Source organism: Streptomyces sp. NPDC025618 (assembly GCF_055558795.1).
In genome coordinates this window covers 1-24,173 of the sequence record NZ_JBVHLW010000002.1, presented here as the reverse complement: position 1 = coordinate 24,173, position 24,173 = coordinate 1, and the positions used below count along the sequence as shown (strand labels likewise).

The following is a 24,173-nucleotide window of genomic DNA, read 5'->3' as shown; positions in this document are numbered from 1 at the left end:
AGCTCAGGACGGTGACCGATTGCGGGGATCGCCTACCTCCGCCCGGACAGCCGCCCGTCGCGGTACGAAGAGGTCCCAACCCCGCTGTGCATCGGATCGGCGAGCTGCGTCAGCGCGTGCACGGCAGCATCCATACGGTCCGGGCTGTCCATGCCCGCGACCCACCGCACCATCTGCTGCTCAAGGGTCGGCCATTGCCCGACGTGATGCACACGACCTTGCTCGTACAGTTGAGCGATCGGCTCCGCACGCAACCGCTTGCCCTGTTTAGCGGTGACCGACAAGATCGCGGGCATCAGCATCCCCTCCGTGCGGCCCTCCCGCTGGAGGGCCTGCCACGCCTGTTGAACGACCTGCTTCGACATGTCGCCACCGAAGTTGGACTCGATGACGATGGCGTCCGCGCGCAGCTCGATCGCCAGCAGGCACGTTTCTGTACCCCACGTCTCCGCGCCGAGATTCCCCGACCGATCGTCGAGGACGTACAGGTGACCGTCGCGGTCGCGGGCCGCTGCGACGATGCCGCACTCGTCCCCGACTGCGGACTCCCCGCCGGCCGGGTCGACCGCGACGACGATCCGTGCCAGGTCGATGCCGCGCAGCTGGGCCGCGCTGATGCGATGGCTGGTGATCCAGTCCCACTGCCACACGCCGCCTTCCATCGGGCGCGGTTGCTGCATGTACAGCGACCACCACACGCGCTCGCCGACGCTGCGCCGGATCTCCTCCAGCGCAGGTTCGTCGTACCGCTCCGGCCACAGCGCCGCCCCGACCGGCCGGCCGAGGGCGTCGCTCTCGCTGAGGGCGAGGGCGGGCAGGTCGATGTGCGTCCACCGCTCGGCCTCCTCCGCGAGGATGCGCCCGGCGAGGTCGTCCTCGTCCCAACGGGTCTGGATGACGATCACTGACCCGCCCGGCTCGATACGGGTCAGCAGAACCGCCTGCCACCACTCCCACAGCCGACGGCGCATCGTGGGACTGGCCGCCTCCGCGGCGTCCTTGATCGGGTCGTCAACGACCGCCAGGTGCGCGCCCTTGCCCGTCAAGCCGCCGCCGACACCCGCCGCGACGAAGCCGCCCTCGGAGCCGTCGAGGTCGAACCGGTTTGCCGCGGACGAGCCGGGCCGCAGGGCGACACCGATCTGCGGCCCGTAGGCGAGGATCGCGTCCCGGATCCACCGGCCGTGATCGTCGGCCAAGTCGGACGAATAGCTGGCGATCATCACCCGGTGGTCCGGGCGGCGCCGCAGGTACCACAGCGGCGCCCACCGGGCGGCCCGCCGCGACTTGCCGTGCCGGGGCGGCATCGTCAGCAGCAGCCGCGTCGGCTGGCCCGCCGCAACCCGCTCGAACGCGGCGTCGATCTGCGCGAGATGCGCGGCCTGCATCTCGCGGCCCTCCGTGAGGACCGCCGCCATCGACCCCGGGGAACGGTCCAGCGCCATCTCGCGCTCGATGGCGACGAGACGGGTACGCAGCTGCGGGGACGAGACGGCGGCGATCTCACGGCGACGCCCGGCGGGGAGCGTCCGGTAGGTCTGGAGAACCGCCGACTCGTCAGCCCTCTGCACGCTCGGCCGGCTGGCCACCGGCCAGGCCGATTAGACGCTCCAGTTCCTCCAGAGTCCCGGCCTCCACCTGAACCGGGGCACCGTCCGGGCCCGATAGCTCGGTGCGGACCGGCTGGTCCAGGCCCAGCAGACGGCACTCGCGCTCGATGATGCGAACCGCCCGGTCCACGGCCTGATAGTCCCCATTGCGGACCGCCTGCCGGTACATGGGGAAGAACAACTTCTCCAGGCGCTCCATCATCAGCTGACGCAGCTGATCGGTACTGTCGCTCAGTGCGGCAGCCCGCTCGGAGATGGCCCGCGAGACGTCCTTACAGGCCATCTGGACCAGCTCACGCTCGCTGGGCGGCTCCAACCCCTGCTCGTACTTGTCGATGCCGTACCCCTGCGGGTAGGTGACACCGTCGGAGTTGATGGAGGGGTCGGCGGCGAGCTTCCGACCGATCGTCAGCCAGTCGACGCCCGCGATCCGCAGATCGATGGCGTCGGTACGGCGCTGGGTGATGGCGGCCCGGACGGCGCGGCTGGGGCGGCCCATGAGCTGACTCCCTGGGCCCCGCGCCCTACACCCATGATCTCGTAACGCGGGCCGATCCCGTCAGCGGCAGAGCTTGCCGTTGCTTGCCGCTGGTTGCCGTACCGTGAACTCCGGAGCGCAACATGCCGGTTTAGGTGCAGTGTTCCCGCTTTGCCCGTGCTGCCGTGCTCCTGCCCACGTCCCGGAGATCGTCGGACCGACGTGAGGCCGAGCGTGCCGAGGGGACCGGACTCAGTGGGCGGGACCGGTCCCCTCGAAACTGCCAACGGCCCGGCTGTGGCTTTCCGGATGCACTCAGGCCGCCCCCTTCTGTTCAGGTGCCTTCGGCGCCGTCCAGTGCGATCCGAGCCGCATCAACGAACTTCCGGTGTTCGGCGATGTAGGCCATGCCGGCCGCATGGACAGCAGCGGCGCGCTCGCTCAGGTCATGGGCCGAGGCGGCATGTGCTTCCGCGTACTCGCGGACGTCCTGAACCAGGCTTCCGAGGCGAACTGCCAGCCCGTGAGCCACATCGGCGATGCCTTCGGGACCCTCCAGCATCACCAAGTGCCCCACGCTCTCCGCTTCCTTGAAGGCTTCCCGGACCTCACGAAGACGCGCTTCGTTAAGGGGACCGCCGGAGGGTGCCGTCTGCAGCGAGCGGAAGGACTCCTGGTTAGCGCGGTCGGCGGTCCCCAAGGCTTCGAGAAATGTGAGGTAGGCGGCCTGGCGCCGATCGCGACGCCACCTATGGTGCTCCACTGCCTTCTCGTGCTCCTGGACCTGGCGGGTCGCCGCCTCCTGTGCTTCCAACTGGTGCTGGGCAGCGGCCTCTCGGTGTCGTTCGGAGCGAGCTGAGGTCACCGCTGCGACGAGGGCGCCCGCGACCGTCCCCAGCACGCTCACCACCGAGACGAGTACAGCCTCCATGACCCATCAGCATGCAATCCCGGCCGTGATGGCGACAGGTGTAAAAGCGGCTCAAGGCCGCAGGGGCCCTGAGCCGCGTAACTGCGGTCAGAGCAGCCGCATCTGCCCGCGGACCCAGCTGGATCGCCGGTTCCGCGACGGCGGGTTGTCGATACTCGTCAGCCCCCGCTCCTTCGCCAGGTGGTGAGCGAACTGCCAGTTCCGGCAGGTCGCGAACTCTTTGTCGCCAGCGTGAGGGTCACCGTCCGGGATGGCCTCGGCATCGAAGGGGATCGGTCGGCCATCGGTCAGGGTGAGGTGCAGGCCCTGGACTTGGAGTTCGTGCTGGTCGCCCGGCGCCGTCTCGAAAGCAAGGTGCGCATTGGTCGCCCATCTCCGGGTGACGCCGCACAGGTACCAGGCGATCGGCGGCTCGAACTCGTCCAGCCGCCCCTGCATCACCTCCTCGTTGGGGTTCACGAACTTGCTGTAGCGGCCGTGCAGAGACCGCGCGCAGTGCCGCCCGAGATCCACTCCCGTCACATACTTCAGCCACACGAATTGATGGAACGCCTCACGCTCGATGCGTATTTCTGGAACAATCACTATGCCCCCACGAAAGAGAATGCAATATAATCGCCTCCATTTTATATAAATTGTTGATGATGGGCAATTTCTCAACCCCGGGATTCGCAGGCGTCCATAAGGGCCTTCGTTAGCGGCTTATGGCGATTGTGGCGGTAATTCCCGGGGTATTCCATGTTGAATTCCGTCTCCAGCGCCAAGCGCCGCCGGTCGGGCTCCACCGCCAGTGGCTTCCGGCACACCGCGTAGATGTTGCTGCCCTTCGCCGAGCCCTTGACCTCCACCTCCCCGAAGAAACGAGACAGCGACGCATGCAGCGTCTCCGGGCTGTGGAACTTCTGCATCGTCCACACCCCGGCCCGGAACGTCGCCGAGAAATTGTTCTCGTCCAGGAAGTCCAGCCCGCACCGGTACTTGTTCGACGCCAGCTTCTTGGCCGTCCGCTTCTTCTCGACACTTCCCAGGCTCCGTGTCCCCGTGATGAACGTGCCATCCGCCGACAGTAGAGAATTGCAGGCGATCAGTACGTGCTCCTCAAACTCGGGCGACGTCACCGAATTCAATACCGAATCCAGCACCACCACGTCGTACAGCCCGCGCTGACCGACGTCCCGCTGGAGATCACGGATCTGCGCGACGCTCGCCGCCACGTCGAGGCTGCCCGCCGTTCCCTCGGTCCGTACGTGCGGCTCGTACCAGTGGGCGTCGAAGCCCTGCGCGCGCAACCGGCGGATGTACGCGGCCTCCCCGGCCCCGAAGTCCATGATGCGCTGCCCGCGTTGAACCATCGGCAGCACGTACCGCTCGTACGTCGTGCTGCGGTTCGACGTCCCGTCGTCACCGGCCAGGCGGTGCATCTGGCACTTGTGCTGGTTGTACGCCTTGATCTGCACGCCGCTGTAGTCGTACACGCCGTACTCGCCATCGAGCCACTGCGCCAGCTCGTCGGCCTCTTGCACCGACACCCGGTACACCAGCAGCGGAACCCGAAGGTCTCTGCACACCACTGCGTAGTCCTGGTTGAGGATCACCCGGCCCCGGTGGTCGGCGACGATGGACCCCCACGTCCCGTAGCCCGAGATCAGTCTGCGAATCTCCGAGTGCACCACGGCGTTCGCCCTCGACCGGACGCTGATCTGATCCGGCTCCAGCCACGACCATCCGTGCTCGTGCTCCGCGCAGGCTGGCACGCGCACCGTCGACCCGTCCGTCTCGACGCTGTTGTGCAGGAGGTTGAAGCGGATCTCGTCGTGGATCCCCACCTGGGCGTCGAGCACGATCGCGGGCACCCGGTCCACGCCGAGCGCCTTCAAGCTCTTCGTTCGCTGGTGGCCCGCCACCAGCGTGCCGCCACGGTTGACGATCACCGGCTTCACACAGCCGAAGAGGTCCAGCGACTGCTGGAGCCGTCCGAACGCCTCCTCGCTCAACCGCCGCGGGTTGTAGTCCGCCGGCCGCAGGTCGGACAGCGGCATCGACTCGATGAACTCAGGCACCCGCGGCCACCGTTCGCGCGCTGCCGTCCATGACGTGGTGGCCGAACCCGCCGTCGGTGCCATGCGCCTCGACGTACGCCTTGTGTGCCGCTGTCAGCCGGTCGATCTCCTCGCTCGTGACCTGCACACGCGTGGTGCCCCACTGCATGTACCCCCACTGGAGGTAGTCGTTGGCAGGCGCGGCCCCCTCAGAGTCCTGGGTCTCCGTCGGCAGTGCGGACGGCAGCTCGACCTTGTCCAGCAGCTCATCAAGCGCGTCCTGGTCGTAGCCGGTGCCGTCCAAGTCGGGCAGCTCGCTGAGGGTGTCCGCCAGGAGCACGCTGTCGTAGCCCGCGAGGTCGGAGCTGCGGTTGTCGACGATGACGACCTTCGCCGCGGCCTCGTCGTCGACGTCCAGCCACGTGACCGCGACCCGGTCCCACCCGAGTTCCTTCGCGGCCTTGAACGTGTGATTGCCCGCGAGGATCTCGTTCGGCCGGCCGGTGAGGGATCCACGGTTGACGACGATCGGCCGGTACTGGCCGTTCGTAGCCAGGGACTCGGAGATCGCCGCGATGTCACCCGTGCGCGGGTTGCGGTGATACGGGACCAGATCCGCGATCGGGACGGCGAGGTCCGCCAGCGAGGCCGGGATGCGGGCAGCAGAAGACGACACGGAGGCTCCACAGCCCCGCGCCCGCACACGAGCCTAGGTACACGAGCGCGGCCCCCACGATGTGGCTGATTCGTTCACCCGGGCCCTGGGAACTTCGTCAGCAGCCATCGCTGAGGCGGCCTACACGACGCGGACATTCGCACCCAGATCCGCAGCAAATGCAAACACCCGTCCTACTGTGCTGGCATGACGGCCCATCCCCAGAGGTGCACCGCGCCTGTCACGCTGTCCGAGAACGAGCAGCGGCAGGTGGCAGCCATAGACGGGTTCTTCGGGGTAACCGCGGACTTGACCTGCGGGCTCCAGGAGAAACACACGGGACCGCACTTCGCCTTCGCCGAGGTACAGGACGGGACGGACGAGGGCGCTGAGGAATGCTGGATGCGCTGGTCCTCCGGCTCAGGGCCACGGGAGCTCGTCCTCCTGCTGCCATGCCCTGCTGCCGAGGACCCCGCCTCCGTAGAAAATCCCTGGGTGTGCGAGCTTCCGCTCGACCACTCAGGACGCCACAGCTTCGACCTGAAGGACGGCAAGAAGATCGTCCTCGAAGGATGAGTGTGGGCTTCGTCTGAAAAGGGTCCTGGCGTGAATTCCGTCGCCGACACACGCTCCAGAGCGCCGGTGACTCCCCGTCACAGGTGGTGTGACACTCGCCTAGACGTCCCATGACACGAGCGCGTACCCGTCGGCGCCGCTCTTGCCGTCGCCGAAGTCGCTGCCCCCGGAGCCGCCCGCGCCGCCGTTGCCCGCGTTCCTATCCGCGGGCCCCGGCAAGCCGGCCTTGTAGCCACGCATGCCTGCGCCACCGGCGGCATACGTGCGGGCGTCATCCCCCTTCTCCCCGTTCGCCCCCTTGCCCGTAGAGGTAATTCCGTAGGCGGCGGACCTGCACGCGTACTTGCCGCCTCCGCCGCCGTGACCGCCGATGGTGCCGGGCTTGTCTCCGTGGCCTTCCCCGCCCTTGTGCCCCCCGTAGGAGCGGCCGCCGCCCCCGGTGCCTCCGGGCCCTCCGCGCACGGCACCAACACCTCTCTGGAAGCCGGCGCCGCCACCGCCGCCGCCACCACCGCCCGCATATCCGAGCACGCTGGCGTCCGAAGTCAAGACTGCTGATTCTCCGCCACCACCTCCGCCGCCGGCGCCACCCCCGTCGTTGCGGTTGCCTGGGACGCCCTGAGTGCCCCCATAGCCCGCCGAGCCGCCCGTTCCATGCTCTTCGCGATCCCGGACGCCCTTGGGGCCGCCTCCGCTACCGCCTCCGACCCGTACACCGATCGTCGCGCCGGACGGCATACCCGTGACGGTGCACCTCACCACGGCCCCGCCGCCACCACCGCCACCGGCTCCGCCTTCGGAGCCCGAGGGGTACCAGCCCCCGCCTCCTCCGCCGCCTCCGGCTCCGACCAGGAAGAAACTGAACTGGGTCACTCCATCGGGCAATGTGAGCTCGTAGTAGCCCGGCTGGGTGTAGATCTGAGAGGCAGCCTGCGCGGGTGCCGCGTTGAGCCCACTGATCAGCAGGGACGCCGCGATCACCGCCAGCGTGCTCCGCCGCTGCGACTTGGCCATGATGCCTCCATCCGTGAGTGTCACGTGGGCTTCATGGTTGCTCCGACTCTGTGATGAACTGACTAAATTCCCAACGGGTCACCCGAATTGACCTACCGTCGAATACACGTGGCGGGTCCACGTCCGCCTGTATCGGCGAACGCGGACATGGGTTCGCACATCAGCGAACCGGCGCGCCTCGAAACGAGCCGCCCGGCCGACAACTGCTCGGCCGAGCCGAGTCGGAGCCGCCGGACCGGGACCGCCGGGCAGGCCGTATTCGAGCAGAAAGCCGACGCTTTCCGTACCCTGGCCTTCGCCCGGCCGCCGGAAAAACGGCTCCAGGCTCGTCAAGACCTGTCGTGCCTCGGGCTTGCCAACCAGGGACAGCACCGCCGGACGGATTTACTCTCCCGTCTCCGGACAGTGACCACGCTGAGTGATTCTTCCTCCATGCCGGAGAAGCCGCACGGGGGTTCACGCACGTGGCGGCCGAGGGCCAGACGTTCGCCGCGTTCGGCGGAGAGGGGGTCCGGCGAGCAGCTGCGCCTGGTGACGTACGGCGTGTTCGCTGACTCGTCGCACCCACGCGCCGCCCTGCTCCTGCGGGTGATAGCGGCAGCGCGGCCGTGTCCTGACGGGCGGGCCAATCGTATTTAGACTGCAATTGCCGTTATGTGATGGGGGTTTGGTATGGATGGTCTCGGAAACTTGCTCGGTGGCCTGGTGGGCGTCGTCACCGGCCTGCTGCATACTCTCGGCCTCTGAGCAGTGCTCGGTGGCTCCTGCCCGAGCGGACTGCCGTTCTGGACAGGAGCTTTAAGCAGCGGGGCGAGCGATCGGGCAGGCCCATGCGCCCTGCGCTCCGGGCTCTTCCGAGTCCGGAGCGCAGGGCGCACCCCTTCCCGAGCATTCTGGTAACTCCACGTAGCCAGCCGAAGCGGCATTCACATGGCTGGCCGGTGTCCACCACCGGGGAGTCCCGGAACATGAGGTCACCTGGCAAGCCTGTCCTCCAGCCGGGCTAGGGTCTGCGCATGCCTGTCTACCCGCTTGCCGATCACGCCGCCGCGCTGCGGTCGCAGCTGATCGGGTTCCTCCGCTCTCCCGTCAGCCGGGACTTCTGGACGAGGCTGTCCACCGAGGGCAACCACACCTTCACGATGCCAGCGGCATGGAGCGCGCTGCCGCGCGCGCGGTGGGTCGAGCAGTTGCTGAAGGCGGAGGACCGCCGGGTAGCGGGGGGCACGACCTTCGCGCTCGACGTCCCGGTCGTCGAAGCGGTGCGGGCGGTTGCTGCCGACCGGTCCGTACGGCTGCCGTTCACCGAGGATGTCCTTCCCGCGCCGTCCGGCATGCTGATCGCCGAGACCCCGCTGCACGATCTCGGCGACGCCGAGCTTGTCGCGGCCACGTGGGGGCCGGCCATGGACGGTTTCGCGCCCGGCGTCCACCTGACCATGTGGTCCCGCCTGCCCACCGGCTTCCGCGACGTGCCGCTCATCCCCGACCTCGACCTGCACCTGCCCTTCGCACCGCTCATCGACACGCGGCTGTGGCAGGACGAACAGGCGCTGGGCCTGGAGTACTCCACGACCCCGCTGCGGGCGGTCGTCGCTGCCTGGCACGCTCTCACGCACGAGGCCGTGACCGTGTCCGAGCAACGGCCGGAGGCATCGCTGGGCCGGACGTTGGCCGCCCAGAAGGCCAAGCACCGGGGCATCCAGGTGGCCACCACCGCATCCTCCGCCGAGGTGCAACAGGCGGTCACCGACCGTGCCACCGCGAAGGCGTCCCAGATCGTTGAAGAGGGCGGGGAGCTGGGCGGGCCCGGTGACGCCGTCGCACCTTCCGCCAGCGTCTCGTACGGCGTCTTCCTGCCCGACCGTGACAGCGAGCTGCCTCCGGAGCAGCGCCATACCGCCATGCTGTACCGGGAGGCGGCCGACCGCTGGCATCGGCTCGAACTTGAGGTCTTCCAGACCTACCCCGGTGTGCTCGAACAGCTGACGACTGTGCAGGCCCAGGAGCACGGCAAGTGGGCCCCCTGGTGTTGGATGCCCACGGCGCGGGCCGCCGCGTGGCTCGTCCAGCAGCACCACGTCACCCCGAAGCAGGCTCTATGGGACGCCTCCCGCATCGTTGCCCTCGCGGCCTGGCGCGCCGGAGGCCGCAACACGGTACTGCGCCCCACTTGGCTGACCCCGCACACAGCCGACACTCCGACACCGGACCTGGCTGGCGTCTTCCCCGCCCCTGGGCTGGGGCTCCTGGTGCAGGACGGCGACACCGTCCGCCTGCTGCTCGCCTACCTCGACGACAACCGCAGCGCGGGAACGCCAGAGCTGGTGCTGCTCGACGATGACGGGCAGCGCACGGCCTCCTTCCGGGATCTCACCCGGATCACGCTCCTGCTCTCCGATGCCACCCTCGGTGAGGCGATCATGCAGACGCAGGATCACTACGACCAGGCGGCGGTGCGGGAGGGAGGCACAGCCCAGCGCGCTCCGAGCAGCGCCGAACTCGCGCAGCACGCCGCCTTCGTCGGGTATTTCACCGCGCCGCTGACGGCCGTCAGTACCCCCGATGCTCTCCTGGCCGACGCCGGGGCCCTGGCCGAACGGGCGCCGGCCGTGCCGTGGCCCCCGCAGCCCGACCTGTTGCCGGACATGAGGCTGTGGCTGATGGGCCGCGTCGCCGAGTAGCCCGCCTCCGCGGGCGAACCGGAGGAGCGGGTGGGATCCAGCCGTTGGCCAGCCGATAGCGTGGCAGTCGGCCAACGGGGCCGATAGGGAGACCGGGAGGGGGCCAGGGTGAACTGGAGAGATGCCGTACACCGGGCTGACCAGATCACCGACAACGTCGAGGGAGGCCCCCTGCGGTGGCCGGCAGACTCCTGGGACGGGCGAGCCATCCGGGGCGTCCTGGCCGTCGTCATCGCAGCCCTGGCCGCACGGCAAGGACGGCCCGCAGCCGAGCTCGAAGCCGGCAACATTGTGTGGCACCTCGCCCAGGACGCCCAGCACGTCTACGAACTCGGCTTCGAACTGGGACTGCACGGTGAGGACGCCGACCCGGACGCCGCAGCAGAGTGGGCGTGGCTGACCCAGGAGTGGCCGACAGACCCCCCGCTCGCCAACAGCGATGGCATGCCGCGGGGCATCGGGCGCGGCTCCCCCCTGCCCGCCGTGCAGGTGTGCACCAGCTGGGCCCACAACGCCGCATTCGAGGCGCTCATCACCGAACGGCCTGCCGGCCTGCAGCCCGGCACGCAGGTCAACGTCACCGGAGGCGAGTTCGAGGGACGCACCGGCGAAGTGATCGCTCCCGCCTGGCTCATCGACAATGCGAGAGAGACCTTTGACCCCGGACCGCCCCCCGGCTACGAAGTCCGTCTCACCGTGCCCGGAGAGCCCGAGGGGCCGTACCGCAAGACCATGGGCGCGCCCCTGGAAGACGTGGTGGTGATGATGCCCCACCCACCAGGCCAGAAGGCCATCGTCCGCGCGGAGCACCTCGCTACCCGAGTTGGGGATTGAGCAGCCGCTCCCGCTACCGTGTCGGCCATGGCGAACGAAGAACTGAAGACGATCGAGCACGCGCTCACGCAGGGTATGTGGGTGCCGAGCCAGGAAGAGATCAGGCTCGCCAACGCGCTCTTCGTCCGCCGGAACCGACTGGACGCCGAAGTTCTCGAGCAGCCGTCCGCCGCGCAGAGCCCGCAAGAACGACTGCTCACCCAGGCCATCGCCGTGTGTGCAGGGTTGGAGCGGGAACTGACGGGCGAGGTCCTGCCGGTCTGGCGCGACCGCTTGAGCGGCAGCCCCATGCTGCGCCTGGTGGAGATGTACTCCGACGCCTGCGAGGAAGCGCGGCGCTGGGAGAACTCGCCGGTCACCGCCGAGGAGACCGAGACCACGCAGGCGGTCCTTCACCGCGTCGGAACGATCGGCACGGTGATCTGGGCAGCAGGCAGCGGGGACATCGCTTACTGACCGCCGCGAGCGGCCGGTGCAACGTTGACGCGGTGCGAGTGGCCCGTGGGTCGAGCATCGCGGTCCACGGGCGGAGATCGCGCAGCAACCGTGCGGTTTCGGCGATGTCCGTGCTGCGGCGGGCCGGTTCGGCCGTTGGGCCTCGATAGCCAGCCGTTGCGAGGATCCGAACGCCGTCGATGCGTCCCTCGACCGAGAATCCCTTCCTCCCGGCGGCCCACTGTATGGGGCCGGGCCGGGCATGTCCGGGCGGGGTGCCTAGGGGCTGTCCGGTGGGTCATGGGTGGCTCACCGGACGCGCCCTTAACTTGTTCTTTATCTACGGCTGTTACTCAGAGCGACGAGGCAGTTTGGGGCCTGGCGGTTGTCTCATCTCAGCGACTCTGGAGTGCGTCTCATCGACATTGCTCGGCCTTCGGAATGCCGTCGCGCGCTCACGTGGTGTCTTGGCGTCCCGTCCACTCGCTACCGCTGGCCGCGTGGCCGAGATAGTCCGTCACGGTGTCGTACTGTGGGTCCCTCCCGCGGGTATTGGATGACTCCTCCACCGGGGCCCTGCCTCGCGTGGTTCCTGGTCCGACGCGGACATCCGGGGCCCGGAACAGGGTGAGGACGCGGCGCGAGCTCAGCTCGGCGAGCGGCTTCCAGTAGCTGGTGCTCTTCCTGGGGGCTTGGTCGGTCTTGTTGGTGGGGATGTGGAAGCGGATGTACTGGTCGGCCTTGAAGGCATAGACCCAGTCGGGGTCCCAGCGGAAGATCGCGTCGATCCCGCCCTCGAAGCCCGCCTCCTTGAACCCCGGCCAATAGGCGGCGATCGACTTCGGATACCCCTCGTCGACCTTGTCGGTCTCCAGGTTGTAACGCACGTACTGGAGGCCCTTGAAGATGTAGACCGTCTTCTCGTCCCACCACAGGATCGAGTCGATCCCCTTGTCGAAGCCCACGGCCCGCAGCCCCGGCCAGTAGGCGCCGATCGACTTCGGGAATCCCTCGTCGACCGTCATCGTCTCCAGCGTGCAGCGCACGTACTGGTCCTCGTACAGGAAGTAGACCTTGCCCGTCTTCGGCAGGTAGAGCGACGGAATGCTCCGGCCCGAAGACGCCGCCTTCTCCAGCCAGCTCCGCTGCTCCGGAGTGCCCTCCCAGCACTCCGCGAAGACCCGCGTGAACTCCTTGTCGAGGGTGTCCGTCGGCAGATCCCACTTCGTGTAGAGCGCCCCGTCCTTGCTGCTGCCGTCCTGGGCCGCCCGTCTGCGCCCCTCGCCCGAGGTATAGCTGTCGCCCATGCTGACGGCGTAGATCTTGTTCGCCACGGCGGACCCTCCTGCTGCTGTCGACGGGGTTGTGTGGCCGACCTCGCGAGCCCGGGACCGGTTTGTCGCAGGTCACGCCTCATCTCAGCCTCACGTACCACCAAGCCACGGGCACCCCGGCCACATCGCAGTTCGTCCATACGGGTGACCCATCGGACACGCCCTAGGCTTCCGAGCGGGGCGCATCTGCGTTTTCGGCCGTGGGACCGGTGAGCTCGCGTATTCAACCTTCGCGCGGGCCTCGGCCTACACCGACGGCGTGCTGGAGGAGGGCATGGTGCTCACGGTCGAACCGGGGCTGTAGTTCCAGCCAGACGACACCACCCTGCTGCGGGACTGCGGGACTGCGGGACTGCGGGACTGCGGGACTGCGGGGTATCGGGGTGCGGATCGAGGACGACCTCGTCGTCACCGCGGACGGCGCCCGGCTGCTGTCCGGCGCGCTGCCGCGCACGCCGGACGCGATCGAGGGGTGGATGGACGCCGGTTGACTGATGGTGCGCGGCCGGGTGATGGCCCGGCCCGGCCGTACCGGTACCTATCGCTTCGCCAGGCCGAGGCTGCCCGTGTTGTGCACCCACAGGGTCGCTGTCGGGTCCACATAGGGAGCCGAGTCCCGGTTGCTGTCGTGCTGGCACCGCAGGCTGACGGTCGTGGGGCTCGTGGCGGAGACGGCGCCGTGGACGGCGACCGTGGCCGCGTAGACGCCCGTGCCGGCGCTGCCCGTGCCAGCAGGGTTGCCGACGACGGTGGCCGCCCCGCCGAGGACGGTCTCCCCCGCGTACAGCGTGCAGCGACTGTAGTCGCTCGAACCCCAGTACACCAGCGTCGCGTTGCCGGCCAGCACATACGAACCGGCGTCCACCGTCACGGACGCCAGCGTCGTGGCCACCCCGCCACTGGTACTGAGCGTCACCGCGGACGAGGTCTGTCTCACAACGTCCTGCGCGGTCGTGAGGTGCGGCTGGGCCACGACGGACGTACCGCCCGCGCCACTCTGGCCTGCCGACGCCGACGAGGCCGTCAGGAGGCTGCCCGCCACGAGGCCGCCCGCACCCAACACTGCCATCAGACGGGAGGACTTCTTCATGGTCCTGTTCCCTTCGCTCGGAGCCGGTGCGTGCCGTGCCACAGAATGCTGAGCGGAACGGAGGCCGGACAGGGAGAATCCAGCCGATCGGCGCCCCGCGCAGGCGCCCCGTTGAACCCATCACGAAACGGGGGCCCCAGACTGATGGGCTCGGTACCCTCCCCGGCGCCAACGGAACTGACCGGAGTTCTCCTGTCCCGGAGGCCACTCCAAGGGCTTTGGCGGCACGTTACTGGGCGGCGGGTTCGGCAGAGCCAGGACTGCTCACCCTGCTCTGCACACCTGAGTGAGGCGTCTTTCATCCTGTCTCGGGAGGGTGAAAGGCGCTCACTGACAAGTAACGTCACGGGATTCCGCGTTCACGTCCCGGATTGTCAGACTAGGACACGTGGAGATCGGGGCGGGTCCGAGCGATCTTGGTCATCTTGGCGCGAGCTTCGATGCCGGGCCCCTCAATCTCCGCCTGTCCGTGGTCTGCTGCCTCCCTCCCGGAACTGAACAACGCCACAGGCGACGCGTAGTCAACCGCAGCACGGTAGGTATCCGCAGTGATGTGTCCTTCGAGAAGCGCCACCCGCAGAGCCAGCAGCTCCTCTCCGTGGCAGCCGACCCACCCCGCGCACATTCGACGGACGTCACTTTCACGGTCGGTTTGATGGCACTGGAACAGGCTGCCCGGCTGTTGGGAAGTCGGGGCGTCATAGCGGCGAAGCTTTGTGTACTCCTCATATGCCCAGATGCCTGAGGGAACATCACGCCGGTAGGGGCAGCTGTCACAGGGGCGGGGTGCGGGTGGACGGAGCTGCGCCGTACCTCTACTGTCGCGCTGGCTCTCGGCGGGGTCCGCAGATGCTGTGCGCGAGGCGTTGGACATGGTCTCTCTCATTCTCTTGATATTGATGAACGGTCGGGTGCGCAACCAGCGCAACATCCAACCCGGCAAGGCTTCTTGGTCGTTAGAGAGCGGCGCGCAACTGCTCGGGTGTGTACGTGCGGTGGAACGGGGTGAGCACGGTCATGGTCGCTGCGGACTCGATGGACATGGTCTTGTTGAAGAGTTCTTCGGCGATGTGCTGCGCTAGATCGGCGCGGGCACGACCGTGTGGTGCGGGCACGGGGGCCGTGTAGCCGCAGTCCTCGGCGTTCGGCCGGAGCCCGGAACCCTCGGCTCGGGCGCGGATCCACACGTCGGCGTCGACGTGGATGGAGAAGCCCATGGTGAAGCGGGCTATCCCGTCGAGCTGGTCGGGAAGGTAGTCGACGGCGTACTTGCGGAGGCGTGCGTCTGTGACGTCGAGCATGGGGATGTACGCGAGGCCGTCGCTGAGGTACCAGGGGAACTCGGGGAAGCACCGGGCCGGGTCCATGCCGGCGGCCTTGGCCCAGGTGTCGGGGTTGACCTCCCACCGGGTGTCGAGGCGGACGATCATGTGCGGCTGCTCCTTGGGCGTGAGTACGGGGTGAGGCCAGGGGCGGCGCGGTGTGCGCTGCCCCTGGCCTCACGTGGGTCAACAGGGCGGTCCCGGGTGGCCGGCGGGTGCTGGCGGCCGGTTCCGGTCGGGCCGGTGTCAGATGGGCATGGTCGTGCCGTCCTTGCGGTCGGCGAGCATGTAGGCGCCGAAGATGTCCCTGGGGTTGAACTCCTTGGCACCGGAGGGCGCTTCGACGGTGGGCGCGTCGGCGTGGATGCCGAAGGTGAGCGGCAGTTCGCCCTTGAGCTTCTTGTCGAACTGGGCGAGGTCGACGGTCAGGCCGGAGACTGTGCCGTTCTTGATGGCGACGTCCACGGTGACGTCCTGGTCGGGGACGTCGTCCAGGTCGCGGGACAGCTTGTCGCCCTTCGCGCCGAGCTTGTCGGCCAGCGGCTTGAGACTGTCGGCGAGTTCCTTCACCGCCTTCTTCGCTGGCACGGTGACCTTCACATGGTCGGCGCCGTCACGAGCGGGAGCATCCTTGTACTTCGCGTTGTCCCCGAGGGCCTTGCCCACGGCCCGGAGGACCTGCTGCTGGGTCTTCGCGTCCAGGCGGTCGCTCGTGGACGGACTGTCCTGGAAGGCATCGGTGTCGAGGACGACCCACTCGCCGCGCAGCGCGTTCTTGAGCCCGTCCATGGACGGCGGCAGCTGCTCGGCCTTGCGGGCCAGCGCGTCGAAGTCCGGCTTGCCGGGGTCGTGGGACATGGCGGCCAGGGACTTCAGGTCGGCTCGGGCGTAGAGCTTCTTGCCGCCGATGGCACGGACTTCGACCATGGGCTTGCCGCCGTTACGGCTGATCGCGAACGCGGCGCGCGCACTGTCCTGGTCGTCGGGGCCGATGTCCTTGAGGGGCTTGTCGTAGGCCACCTGGTAGGACAGCTTCAGCTCGGCGAGCATGTCGGCGTCGCGGCGCTCGAAGTCTTCTTCGCCACGAAGGGCGTTGTAGATCGTGTCGGCGTCCGCATCGAAGTGCACGTCCGCGGACAGGGCCTTCTGCTGCCCGAGTGCGTAGAACGCCTTCTTGACCTTGGCCTCGGGGGTCGTGCTGCCGGTGGTGCCGCAGGCGGTGGAGGCGGCGGCTATGAGGGTCGCGCAGCCGACGGCGGTCAGGGTCTTCTTCTGCTTGCTGTTGATGATGGACTCCGAGGTCGGTAGCACAGGTGACCGGCGGGCAGGGAAGAGCCGAGGCCGGTCGGTTGGGTGTGCGGGTTGGTCAGGGCGCGCCTGTGGAGGCGACGTTGCTGAGCGCCTGCGTCTGGCCGTACAGAGCGGCGTGAAACGCGGCAGCGAGGGCGCGGGCGGTGGCATGGTCGCGTATGCCCCAGAGCACGGTGTATTCCGTGGAGCCGCCGGACCCTCCGGCGACGGTGTCGTCCAGCGCAAGGCGGCACAGCGCGTCCCGCCACAGCGGCTCGTACGACGGTGGGGGCCAATCCGAGGCGGCGGTGAGCAAGTCGGTTGTGACTGCCCAGCCCCTCCGGACGCCGCTTTCCTTACGGCTTCGGTATGCGACGGCGACGAAGGGCACGCCAGCGTCCTTGGCCTGCCGGTAGGCGTTGTTGAAGGTGAGGAGCGCGGTTCCGTCCGGGACCTGCGCAGCCTCCAGCGGGGCGTTGATCACGAAGAGCACTCCCCGGGGGGCTGGGTGTCGATGTGGCGGGCGTACACGCAGGCGGTGCCGTCCTCGATGGTGCGCGACCTGGCCTCGAAGGTTCCGACAGGGCGGAAGGCGGCTACCTGGCCGCTGCGGATGCGGTGCGCGAGGTTGCTGGCGCGGTTGGGGTTTTCGTTGTCGGCGATGCATGCCCATTCGCCCGTGCGCTGCCGGAGTTCGTCTGCTACGTCGTAGGCCCACTGGCTACGGCGTTCAGCGGGCAGGGGCTCGAATCGGACGTACATCAGCTGTTCCTCTTCGTGTGGTGGAGCGAGGTTTCGGCGATGCCGCGGATGGCGGCTGCGATGCGCCAGGGGCCGTCGGCGAGGTCTTCGCACAGGACGTTGGCCAGGCGGGCGATCACGGCAAGGTCCTCGGCGGTCGGCTGGCCCGCCGGGGCGCGGTGGAGGCAGGTGGGGCACTGCTCGCGCACCGGCGGGCGCGTCGTGGCGAGGACGGGGGCGGTGTCGCGGGAAGTGCCGTTCACGGTGATCTCCGGTTGTGCGGTTAGGAGTTGTTGCAGCGGCAGGTGTAGGTGATGGGGTTGACGTAGCTGTCGCACGCCTTGCACCACTGCTCCGGGCTGGGCTTGAGGCCGCGGGCGGGGGTGTCGTCGGTGTGGGTCACGGCAGGGTCCTCTTCGGTCGGAGATCTTCGGGGAGTTCGGCGCGCGGCCCGTTGGGGGCGAGCGTGTCGACGATGAGCCGCATGTCGCGGGGCCGCCACAGGGTCGCTTCGAGGCCGCAGGCGGCCAGGTGCTGGAGCCATTCGCGCTGTGCGGGGCGTATGCGGCCCTTGTCCGTCTTGAGTTCCACGAACAGGACGCGGCCCGCGTGCGGGTGCCCGAACACCTCGTCCGGCCAACCTGCATCGGAGCGTTGCGAGTTGTGGGTGTGGTAGGCGAGGGTCCATCCGCGCATCGCGGCGACCTGGCGGACCTGTCGGCGGAACTGCTCCTCGGTCACCGCGATGTCCTTCGTCGGGGCTGGATGGCGGCTTCGAGGACGGCGCGGTGCTCGGCCCAGTACGGGTCCGGCTCCGGTGGCACGGACGGTCGCCGGGTCGGGGGCAGCGGGGCGAGTCGGCGGCGTCGTTCCTTGAGGAGGCCGGCGACCGGGGGGTACTGCTCTTCGAGGATGGCCGCCAGTGGGCGCCCGTATCGCTCGGCGATCAGGGCTTCGTACTCGGCCTGCTGGGTGGTTGGCATGTGGTGCTCCATGGGTGGGCCGGGACCCGCGTGGGGGTGCGGGTCCCGGCCGGAGGGGTGGCCCGTATCGGACGGGCCGGTCCGGCGGGCTGGGCGCGGGGGGTTCGCTTAGCTCGCCGGAGGTCTGTTGGGTGTCAGGGCCGTGCCAGTGCCGTTGACGTCGCCAAACTTAGCACGTGCATAGACAGATACATATTTAAACTCCGGGCAGAGTGCATCAGAGTGGGCCAGTTCACTGGGCCGGTATCCCTTCGGCTGGGTCATTGCGAGCCAGCTCACCATCACCAGCGGCTCGCCTTCGAAGGCCACCGTGACGAAGCCGGTGACGCGGCCCACCAGGCGCTCCTCGGCCTTCGAGCCGGGCGAGGCAAGGCATACGACGTCATTGACGATGAAGCCGTATCGGCTGACTGTGCTGGACATCGAACTCCCCTTTCGAACGGTGCGGTCAGGGGCGGGTCGCGGCGCGGGCCGCGATGTTCGTCGCGCTGGTCACGGCCGTGGCCCGGGTGGTGCGGATCAGCTCGTTCGGCAAGTCGGACAGCTGGGAGGTGATCGGACCCGGCACGGCGAGCAGCGCGCGATCGAATCGTTCGGCGGCGCGGGCGGCGACTTCCCATTTCAGGGAGTGCCCCTCCACGAGGGTCACGGCCTGCGAGAGGGCAGCCAAGAGGGTCGTGCGCTCGACGCTCTTCGCAAGGCTGGTGAGCGTGCCGGGCCCGTAGACGCTCACCAGGAGCCCGCCGCTGCCGAGGATGTTGTCCCGCATGCGCTGCACCGGCGGGGTGGCGCGGCCGGTGATGCCGCCGGACAGGACGCCGATCGGCGTGCCGCCGCCGGCCGTGCAGCCACGCAGGGCGGCTGCGCCGATGCTGCTGCCGGGTGCGGAAGCCGCCGCGACGACGTTGTAGCCAAGGTGCGCGAGCTCTTCGGACAAGCGTGTGGCGGCGTACCTGCCGTAGTCGCTGGCTGCCATGCTTCCGGCCATGGCGACGGCCTTCTCTGCGGCGTCGGCGAGCCGGGCGTCGCCGCGAACCCACAGCCCCAGAGGAGCCTGGTCGCCAAGTCCGGCGAGAGCCTGTGGCCACTCGGCATCCGTGGGGATGATGTAGCGGGCACCGGCCTTCCAGCCCTCGTCCAAGGCGCGGTACCCGTCGTAGCCGAGGACGCTCGCGAACAGCTTCGACCGCTGGGTGCCGGAGCCGGCGAGGTCGGCCATGACGGCGACCAGCTCGGCCGCGGACGTATCCGGGGGGAAGCGCAGGCTCTGGGGCGCTGCTGCCTCGGTCAGGGCGATGCGGGCGGCCCGCTCGTCGCGGTCGTGGGAGAGGCTCATCGTGTACTCCGTGGTGCGTAGTGGATCAAAGCCCGGCCTCGTGGTTGCACGGGGCCGGAGAGGGGGTTAGGGGTGGGGCTGGTCGCGGTCGGCGCCGTCGAGGTCGGCGAAGAACCCGACGTCGCCGCGCCACTCGAAGCCGATCTGGTAGCCCGGCTGGCCGATGGTGATGCCCTCGTTGACGCCCCGGTAGACGGTGGTGAACGGCGCGGCGAGGGCCGCCAGTGCGAGGGTGGCAAGGGCGGCGAGCGCGATCGGCGGGCGGTGTCGGCGGGGGGCGCCCGCCCGGTGGCGTGGCCGAGGGGGCGCGGGAGACGTCATCCGGAGGCCCGCTTCGCGGCGAGCAGGTCGAGGGCCTGCCCGTGGTCGTAGCCGATCGGCTCGTCGAAGAGGCATCCGCCGCCGGGGCTGAGGAATTCCGCGACCCGCCAGTCGGAGGGGCCGCCGGCCTGGGGGCGTTCGAAGTGCAGCACGCCGTCGTCCGGCAGGTGGATGGCCAGCTGTAGCCGGTCGTCGCCGGTGATCCGGCACCCGGTGCGGGTGCCGGTCTCCAGGGCGCTCTGGGCGAGCTCGTCACCGAGAGGCATAACAACTCCATTCGATAGACAGGTACATATTTGAAGTCAGTAGAGGAACCCGGCGCCGTCGCAGGTCAGGCAGCCACCGTCGCCGATGGCCCCGCCGCGGCAGTGGGGGCACTCCAGGTAGGTGCCGTACCCCTGGCAGGTCTCGCACTCGCGGACCATCGCGTACGGGCCGTCGCAGTAGTGGAGGACGCCGTCCTCGCACTCCCCGCAGGGCGGAGCCTGGACTCCGAGCGCCGCCAGTGCCTCGTTGGGGGCCAGGGTGGTGATCATCTTCAGAGTCCCTTCGGTTCTGTCGGAGGCCGTTCCCCCTCTTTCTTATGGCAATATTCTAGTACCTTTCGGGGTGGGCATCCACTCCGGAATGGTGACCTATGTCACGTGGTCGGTGGCGGGTTTGGGAAGAGATCGGGGTGAAGTGGGCGCCGAGCGCCCAGAGTTGAGCGGCCAGCCGCCCGCTACCAAAGGCCCTGCGTCTCCGAAGCTCCCGACCACGCGCTGGGAGAAGGCGGAACGGGCAGGCCGGGCAGCCCGCCGCGCATGGGCTTTTTGTGCAACACCGGCTCCCTCAGCCCCGCATCGACCTCGGAGAGGAAGGCCAGCCACCGCCGACGGACACCGGGTACCTCCTGGCCTGCCTCGGCGGCCTCGGCGTCCTCGTACATCCAGTCATGCAGCAGGTCCCGCCACGGCATCCATGCCCCTTCCATGTCGTAGAGGCGGTGCTCCTCCTCCCGCGGCACGTAGTAGTTGAACACGTGGTACAGACACAGCGGTTCGTCAACCTCCGGGCGGCCGGCGAGGCCGACCCGGACCTTGAGGCGTGGCCCTTCGTGCCAGCCCGGCTCTCCCGGTTGGCACATCACGCACGGGACCGTGTGCGGCGCTGTGCCGAGCAGGCGGATCGTCTGCGGGTCCAAGGCGTAGGCGAGCGAACCGCCGCGAATCATGTGCATGTGGTAGGCGCGGGAGTGGCCGTAGGTGCTGTCGTAGGACATGCCGTTCGGGCGAATGCGCCACAGCCTCTTCCCGCCGAGCTTGGGGGCGTACAGGCGCCACTCGCACCCCATCCAGATGACCCGCTCGTACCCCGGCTCCAGGACCTCGACCACGGGCTCGGTCGAGAACCGGTGCGGGCCGTACAGCACCGGATACCGGACCGACAGAGCCTTGTACCAGGCTTCCCGGGTGCAGCACGTAATAGCGTCGCGCCTGGTCCGGAAGTCGCCGTCGCCGTCGTTGTCGGTGACGAGCGAGTCGCGGAGCCACGGGAGCCGTTGGGCCTGCCAGTACTCGCCCATCGTGCCGACCTCGAAGCCGCGCAGGTCGTACCGGAACCCGAAAAACTCCACCACCTCGCCCAGAGGCGGTCGGCCTTCCTCCTTCCCCTGCTCGGCATCGTGCTGCTCCTGCTCTTCGTTCATCACATCTCCGTGGAGCCACGCGGGCCGTCGCCGAGACGACGGCCGCGCAGCAGTGCGTTCGTGCCGGGGCTGGCTGCACCGCAGGGTGCAGCCAGCACGTGGTTCAAAGGGGTGAGCCGGACTCGGCGCTGCCCGGTTCACGTAGCCCCGGGGCGAGCACACCCGCCGGTGCGGAAAGACCGCGGCGGCGCTCGATGCGCGCGTTCATCACCAGATCCAGAACGCGGCGCCCCTTGACGGCCGCCTGGTGCCGGAGCGCCGGCGGGCACAGGGCGGGGACGGTCACGTCCAGGTTCCGCAGGTTGATCTCGACGACGGCGCGCCGGATCACGGCGCCCGAGCCGCTACCGCAGACGTACAGGTTCATGTGTGCCTGCACGCGGTGGTCGATGGGCTGGAGCCGGACGTACTCGTTGCGCCAGGAGCGGTGTTCCACGTCCGGTGAGATGCGGACCCGCACGGGCGCGGTCTTGCCGGTCGGTACCGAGCGGGGCAGCAGCGGGGCGCAGGGGTCCAGCTCGGTTCGTTCGACGTGCCGGTGGAAGGGGAACCAGCCGGGGCCGTAGACGAGGCCGACGTCGTCCAGGGCGTAGGACCAGGAGCCGAGGTCGAGGCGGACGGCGTACATGTCGAACTCGTCGCGGGGCGCGACAGACGGCGGGATGTAGAGCGGCATGATCTCTCGCATGGGCAGGGCGTCACCGGGGAGCCCCCGGCAACGGTCGGATTAGAGCGGGGCGTCGCGTTACAACGGGGCGTTCTGGCTTGTGCTGTCGGCGAGGCGGCCGGCCGCCTCGGCGTAGCGTGTGAGAGCGCAGCGCGGAGAGCCGTACATCCACATGTCGCGTATGGCGGCGCGGGCCTCCAGCTCCGATGCCACCGCTTCCGAAGGCATGAAGGAATGGCACCGGTGCGGTGCTTGGCTCGGCGTGTGGAGCTGGCCGGGCGAAGTGCTGTTCAATGCAGGGTCCTTGGCGTCGTGGAATTCAGCAGTGATTCATCGGGAGGAAGCAGGGCTGCTTCGCGGCCGGCTGGGTCACAGGGCGGCGCTGATGTCAGCGTGGTGGGTGCCGTAGGGGCGCAGGTGGCGCGGGCCTGCGGTTCTCGGCCCGCCGACGGTGGCATGGGGCGACAGCGGCAGACACTGTGTCCACTCGGCGTCGCCGTAATGACACAGCTCTTCGCGGAGGTCGTCGAACTCGCCGCCCAACGAGTCCATCAGGGCGATGAGATGCTGGAGATCCTTGGTGTTCTGGGGGTCGAGGGAGCCCCACGCGGCACGAAGATCGCCGTCGTTCAGGGCCGCCGGGATACGGTCGCCGGTGAGGTCGCACACGGTCCGGCCTTCGACGTCGCGGAGGCCCGCGAGCTCGGGGCGGTCGTAGTCGTCCCGGTAGAAGACGAGGTAGACCGCGTCGTTGTACATGGCGTGCAGGGTGTCAGCGACCATGAGGGCCAGCCCGGACGGTGGCGATGGCCTGAGCTTCGACGTGCTGGGCGTCGGCGACGCTGATACGCGGCCGAGTGTCGGCGATGGGCGAGGTCACGGAGTTCCATTTCGAGGAGGGGCGGGCTGCCCGTGGCGGGCAGCCCGCCGAGCGGGGCTTAGAACAAGGAGGGTTGAGCGTCGCTGCTGTCGGTGGACGCGGGTTTCCTTGGCGCCGTGCGGGCCGGGGGCGGCTCGTCACCGAAGAGGGCGCTGGTTCCGAAGCGGTCGGAGACGGCGAAGATGCGTGCGGCGGCGGGGACGTGAAGCTCGTTAGGAACTGCCGCATCGAAGTCGGCGGGGCCCATGGCCGCCCAGTCCGGCCTGTCACGGTCTTCCGTGCTGCTCGTCATGACGTGCTGCTCCATGTCCACTCACCGATTCGCTGGTAGGTGCACAGCAGCTCGCCGTTGCGGATCGCGGTCAGCTCGGCTGCCTCCTCTTCGGTGAACTCGCGCACCATCCAGTGGTTGTCGGGCAAGGGAAGGAGCGGGTTCAGGTCGCCGAAGCGCATCGCCTTCGCCTCCATCTGCGCGACCTGTTCGGCGGGCGCGATCTTCTTGTCCATGCAGGGCAGGCAGTAGGCGCCCATCCGCAGGTCCTGCGACCCCGGTATGCGCGGGTTGGCCAGGTTGATCAGGACGCGGGTGGCGGCGTTCCAGCACATGCTGTAGGAGCAGCCGCCGGCCGGGCCGGTGGTGAGCCCACCGGGGGTGGTGATGTCCATGCTTGACTCCTTCGGGTGCGACCGCAGCCGGGCGGCCGCACGGTAGATGGCGGGGTGGATCAGCCCTCGTCGGGCGTCAGGACGGTGAAGACCGGTTCGCTGTCGTCGCCACGGCTGACCTGGAGGAGGAGGGTCACGCCGTACAGCGGCACGTCGAAGGCGACTCGGCGATGCCTGCCGGGGCCGTCGGCGACGGCCTTTACAGCTGCGGTGAGGATGCGGTTGGCGCGCTCTTCGAGAAAGGTCTCGACGAGGGCATCGGGCACCGTGGGCCACCGCTCGGCACCGATCCCGTCCATGACGGCGTCCCAGGCGGCGCGGGTGAAGGCGACGGGCAGCTTCAGGCCGGCGGGGTTCGAGACCATCCAGGGGATCTCGATGAGGTCGCCGTCGGCGATCAGCTCGGCGCGGGTGCGGGCGACGATGATGAAGTCCCAGTGGGACATGAGGTGAACCCTTCATGAGGTGGCAGGGGCGAACTGGCCGCCCGGGGGAGGGGGATGCCGGGGGCGGGGGGGGGGGGGGGGGGGGGGGGGGGGGGGGGGGGGGGGGGGGGGGGGGGGGGGGGGGGGGGGGGGGGGGGGGGGGGGGGGGGGGGGG

33 protein-coding genes and 1 pseudogene are annotated in these 24,173 nt (G+C 68.9%); 5 read left to right on the top strand and 29 right to left on the bottom strand.

Features of this window, described 5'->3' with window-relative positions; genetic code table 11:
• Positions 1 to 32: 32 nt before the first annotated feature.
• From ACZ4A5_RS02165 to ACZ4A5_RS02140, 6 genes are all read right to left on the bottom strand, one after another.
• Positions 33 to 1,571 carry a terminase large subunit domain-containing protein gene (locus ACZ4A5_RS02165; protein ID WP_467577364.1) on the bottom strand — a complete coding sequence of 513 codons (1,539 nt, stop codon included), beginning with the start codon at positions 1,569 to 1,571 and terminating at the stop codon, positions 33 to 35.
• On the bottom strand, positions 1,558 to 2,109 hold the full coding sequence (locus tag ACZ4A5_RS02160) for a hypothetical protein (RefSeq protein ID WP_467577361.1): 552 nt from the start codon (positions 2,107 to 2,109) through the stop codon (positions 1,558 to 1,560). Before ACZ4A5_RS02160 ends, ACZ4A5_RS02165 begins: the two co-directional genes overlap by 14 nt.
• A gap of 313 nt (positions 2,110 to 2,422) precedes the next feature.
• Positions 2,423 to 3,019, bottom strand: coding sequence for a hypothetical protein (locus tag ACZ4A5_RS02155; protein WP_467577358.1), 597 nt, complete (start codon positions 3,017 to 3,019; stop codon positions 2,423 to 2,425).
• Positions 3,020 to 3,106: 87 nt separating this feature from the next.
• Positions 3,107 to 3,604, bottom strand: coding sequence for a hypothetical protein (locus tag ACZ4A5_RS02150; protein WP_467577356.1), 498 nt, complete (start codon positions 3,602 to 3,604; stop codon positions 3,107 to 3,109).
• A gap of 71 nt (positions 3,605 to 3,675) precedes the next feature.
• The gene (locus ACZ4A5_RS02145) at positions 3,676 to 5,079 is read right to left on the bottom strand and encodes a ParB N-terminal domain-containing protein (RefSeq protein ID WP_467577353.1); all 1,404 of its coding nucleotides are present in this window, start codon (positions 5,077 to 5,079) and stop codon (positions 3,676 to 3,678) included.
• Positions 5,072 to 5,734, bottom strand: coding sequence for a ParB/RepB/Spo0J family partition protein (locus ACZ4A5_RS02140; RefSeq protein ID WP_467577350.1), 663 nt, complete (start codon positions 5,732 to 5,734; stop codon positions 5,072 to 5,074). The genes ACZ4A5_RS02145 and ACZ4A5_RS02140 overlap by 8 nt, the downstream gene beginning before the upstream one ends.
• Before the next feature lie 186 nt (positions 5,735 to 5,920).
• On the opposite strand from ACZ4A5_RS02140, the gene ACZ4A5_RS02135 reads away from it, so the two are divergent.
• A complete protein-coding gene (locus ACZ4A5_RS02135) occupies positions 5,921 to 6,289 on the top strand; it encodes a hypothetical protein (RefSeq protein WP_467577347.1) in 369 nt (122 codons plus the stop codon).
• 99 nt (positions 6,290 to 6,388) lie between these two features.
• Here the strand turns inward: ACZ4A5_RS02135 and ACZ4A5_RS02130 are convergent, their stop codons facing one another.
• Positions 6,389 to 7,303, bottom strand: coding sequence for a hypothetical protein (locus ACZ4A5_RS02130; protein WP_467577344.1), 915 nt, complete (start codon positions 7,301 to 7,303; stop codon positions 6,389 to 6,391).
• A 1,016-nt stretch (positions 7,304 to 8,319) separates the two neighbouring features.
• On the opposite strand from ACZ4A5_RS02130, the gene ACZ4A5_RS02125 reads away from it, so the two are divergent.
• From ACZ4A5_RS02125 to ACZ4A5_RS02115, 3 genes are all read left to right on the top strand, one after another.
• Positions 8,320 to 9,987 carry a hypothetical protein gene (locus ACZ4A5_RS02125; RefSeq protein ID WP_467577342.1) on the top strand — a complete coding sequence of 556 codons (1,668 nt, stop codon included), beginning with the start codon at positions 8,320 to 8,322 and terminating at the stop codon, positions 9,985 to 9,987.
• Positions 9,988 to 10,095: 108 nt separating this feature from the next.
• A complete protein-coding gene (locus tag ACZ4A5_RS02120) occupies positions 10,096 to 10,821 on the top strand; it encodes a hypothetical protein (protein WP_467577339.1) in 726 nt (241 codons plus the stop codon).
• Positions 10,822 to 10,848: 27 nt separating this feature from the next.
• Positions 10,849 to 11,277, top strand: a complete 429-nt coding sequence (locus ACZ4A5_RS02115) for a hypothetical protein (protein WP_467577336.1) — start codon at positions 10,849 to 10,851, stop codon at positions 11,275 to 11,277.
• Between the two features lie 434 nt (positions 11,278 to 11,711).
• Here the strand turns inward: ACZ4A5_RS02115 and ACZ4A5_RS02110 are convergent, their stop codons facing one another.
• A complete protein-coding gene (locus tag ACZ4A5_RS02110; protein ID WP_467577333.1) occupies positions 11,712 to 12,590 on the bottom strand; it encodes a hemopexin repeat-containing protein in 879 nt (292 codons plus the stop codon).
• 232 nt (positions 12,591 to 12,822) lie between these two features.
• On the opposite strand from ACZ4A5_RS02110, the pseudogene ACZ4A5_RS02105 reads away from it, so the two are divergent.
• Positions 12,823 to 13,069, top strand: a pseudogene (locus tag ACZ4A5_RS02105) (M24 family metallopeptidase); the annotation flags it as partial.
• Between the two features lie 59 nt (positions 13,070 to 13,128).
• Here the strand turns inward: ACZ4A5_RS02105 and ACZ4A5_RS02100 are convergent.
• From ACZ4A5_RS02100 to ACZ4A5_RS02000, 21 genes are all read right to left on the bottom strand, one after another.
• Positions 13,129 to 13,680 (bottom strand): hypothetical protein, encoded by a 552-nt coding sequence (locus tag ACZ4A5_RS02100; RefSeq protein ID WP_467577330.1) that lies wholly within the window; start codon positions 13,678 to 13,680, stop codon positions 13,129 to 13,131.
• Between the two features lie 379 nt (positions 13,681 to 14,059).
• The gene (locus ACZ4A5_RS02095; protein WP_467578132.1) at positions 14,060 to 14,554 is read right to left on the bottom strand and encodes a DUF6283 family protein; all 495 of its coding nucleotides are present in this window, start codon (positions 14,552 to 14,554) and stop codon (positions 14,060 to 14,062) included.
• Between the two features lie 82 nt (positions 14,555 to 14,636).
• Complete coding sequence (locus tag ACZ4A5_RS02090) at positions 14,637 to 15,110, bottom strand: hypothetical protein (RefSeq protein ID WP_467577328.1); 474 nt, start codon at positions 15,108 to 15,110, stop codon at positions 14,637 to 14,639.
• 138 nt (positions 15,111 to 15,248) lie between these two features.
• Positions 15,249 to 16,313, bottom strand: a complete 1,065-nt coding sequence (locus ACZ4A5_RS02085) for a hypothetical protein (RefSeq protein ID WP_467577325.1) — start codon at positions 16,311 to 16,313, stop codon at positions 15,249 to 15,251.
• A 55-nt stretch (positions 16,314 to 16,368) separates the two neighbouring features.
• Positions 16,369 to 16,776 (bottom strand): hypothetical protein, encoded by a 408-nt coding sequence (locus tag ACZ4A5_RS02080; RefSeq protein ID WP_467577322.1) that lies wholly within the window; start codon positions 16,774 to 16,776, stop codon positions 16,369 to 16,371.
• Complete coding sequence (locus ACZ4A5_RS02075; protein WP_467577320.1) at positions 16,773 to 17,054, bottom strand: hypothetical protein; 282 nt, start codon at positions 17,052 to 17,054, stop codon at positions 16,773 to 16,775. Before ACZ4A5_RS02075 ends, ACZ4A5_RS02080 begins: the two co-directional genes overlap by 4 nt.
• The gene (locus ACZ4A5_RS02070) at positions 17,054 to 17,296 is read right to left on the bottom strand and encodes a hypothetical protein (protein ID WP_467577317.1); all 243 of its coding nucleotides are present in this window, start codon (positions 17,294 to 17,296) and stop codon (positions 17,054 to 17,056) included. The genes ACZ4A5_RS02075 and ACZ4A5_RS02070 overlap by 1 nt, the downstream gene beginning before the upstream one ends.
• A gap of 136 nt (positions 17,297 to 17,432) precedes the next feature.
• A complete protein-coding gene (locus ACZ4A5_RS02065) occupies positions 17,433 to 17,774 on the bottom strand; it encodes a VRR-NUC domain-containing protein (protein ID WP_467577314.1) in 342 nt (113 codons plus the stop codon).
• Positions 17,771 to 18,016, bottom strand: coding sequence for a hypothetical protein (locus tag ACZ4A5_RS02060; RefSeq protein ID WP_467577311.1), 246 nt, complete (start codon positions 18,014 to 18,016; stop codon positions 17,771 to 17,773). Before ACZ4A5_RS02060 ends, ACZ4A5_RS02065 begins: the two co-directional genes overlap by 4 nt.
• Positions 18,017 to 18,124: 108 nt before the next feature.
• Positions 18,125 to 18,439, bottom strand: a complete 315-nt coding sequence (locus ACZ4A5_RS02055; protein WP_467577308.1) for a hypothetical protein — start codon at positions 18,437 to 18,439, stop codon at positions 18,125 to 18,127.
• 25 nt (positions 18,440 to 18,464) lie between these two features.
• Positions 18,465 to 19,352, bottom strand: coding sequence for a DNA-processing protein DprA (locus ACZ4A5_RS02050; RefSeq protein ID WP_467577305.1), 888 nt, complete (start codon positions 19,350 to 19,352; stop codon positions 18,465 to 18,467).
• Between the two features lie 66 nt (positions 19,353 to 19,418).
• Positions 19,419 to 19,673, bottom strand: coding sequence for a hypothetical protein (locus tag ACZ4A5_RS02045; protein WP_467577303.1), 255 nt, complete (start codon positions 19,671 to 19,673; stop codon positions 19,419 to 19,421).
• The gene (locus ACZ4A5_RS02040) at positions 19,670 to 19,939 is read right to left on the bottom strand and encodes a hypothetical protein (RefSeq protein ID WP_467577301.1); all 270 of its coding nucleotides are present in this window, start codon (positions 19,937 to 19,939) and stop codon (positions 19,670 to 19,672) included. Before ACZ4A5_RS02040 ends, ACZ4A5_RS02045 begins: the two co-directional genes overlap by 4 nt.
• Positions 19,940 to 19,975: 36 nt before the next feature.
• Positions 19,976 to 20,209 carry a hypothetical protein gene (locus tag ACZ4A5_RS02035; protein WP_467577298.1) on the bottom strand — a complete coding sequence of 78 codons (234 nt, stop codon included), beginning with the start codon at positions 20,207 to 20,209 and terminating at the stop codon, positions 19,976 to 19,978.
• Between the two features lie 185 nt (positions 20,210 to 20,394).
• A complete protein-coding gene (locus tag ACZ4A5_RS02030) occupies positions 20,395 to 21,360 on the bottom strand; it encodes a hypothetical protein (RefSeq protein ID WP_467577296.1) in 966 nt (321 codons plus the stop codon).
• A 103-nt stretch (positions 21,361 to 21,463) separates the two neighbouring features.
• Complete coding sequence (locus tag ACZ4A5_RS02025) at positions 21,464 to 22,048, bottom strand: hypothetical protein (RefSeq protein WP_467577293.1); 585 nt, start codon at positions 22,046 to 22,048, stop codon at positions 21,464 to 21,466.
• A 57-nt stretch (positions 22,049 to 22,105) separates the two neighbouring features.
• Positions 22,106 to 22,255 (bottom strand): hypothetical protein, encoded by a 150-nt coding sequence (locus ACZ4A5_RS02020; RefSeq protein ID WP_364963438.1) that lies wholly within the window; start codon positions 22,253 to 22,255, stop codon positions 22,106 to 22,108.
• Positions 22,256 to 22,396: 141 nt separating this feature from the next.
• Positions 22,397 to 22,810 (bottom strand): hypothetical protein, encoded by a 414-nt coding sequence (locus ACZ4A5_RS02015; protein ID WP_467577290.1) that lies wholly within the window; start codon positions 22,808 to 22,810, stop codon positions 22,397 to 22,399.
• A 155-nt stretch (positions 22,811 to 22,965) separates the two neighbouring features.
• Positions 22,966 to 23,199, bottom strand: a complete 234-nt coding sequence (locus ACZ4A5_RS02010) for a hypothetical protein (RefSeq protein ID WP_364963441.1) — start codon at positions 23,197 to 23,199, stop codon at positions 22,966 to 22,968.
• A complete protein-coding gene (locus ACZ4A5_RS02005; protein WP_467577286.1) occupies positions 23,196 to 23,573 on the bottom strand; it encodes a hypothetical protein in 378 nt (125 codons plus the stop codon). Before ACZ4A5_RS02005 ends, ACZ4A5_RS02010 begins: the two co-directional genes overlap by 4 nt.
• A 59-nt stretch (positions 23,574 to 23,632) precedes the next feature.
• Positions 23,633 to 24,019, bottom strand: coding sequence for a hypothetical protein (locus ACZ4A5_RS02000; protein WP_467577283.1), 387 nt, complete (start codon positions 24,017 to 24,019; stop codon positions 23,633 to 23,635).
• Positions 24,020 to 24,173: the final 154 nt, after the last annotated feature.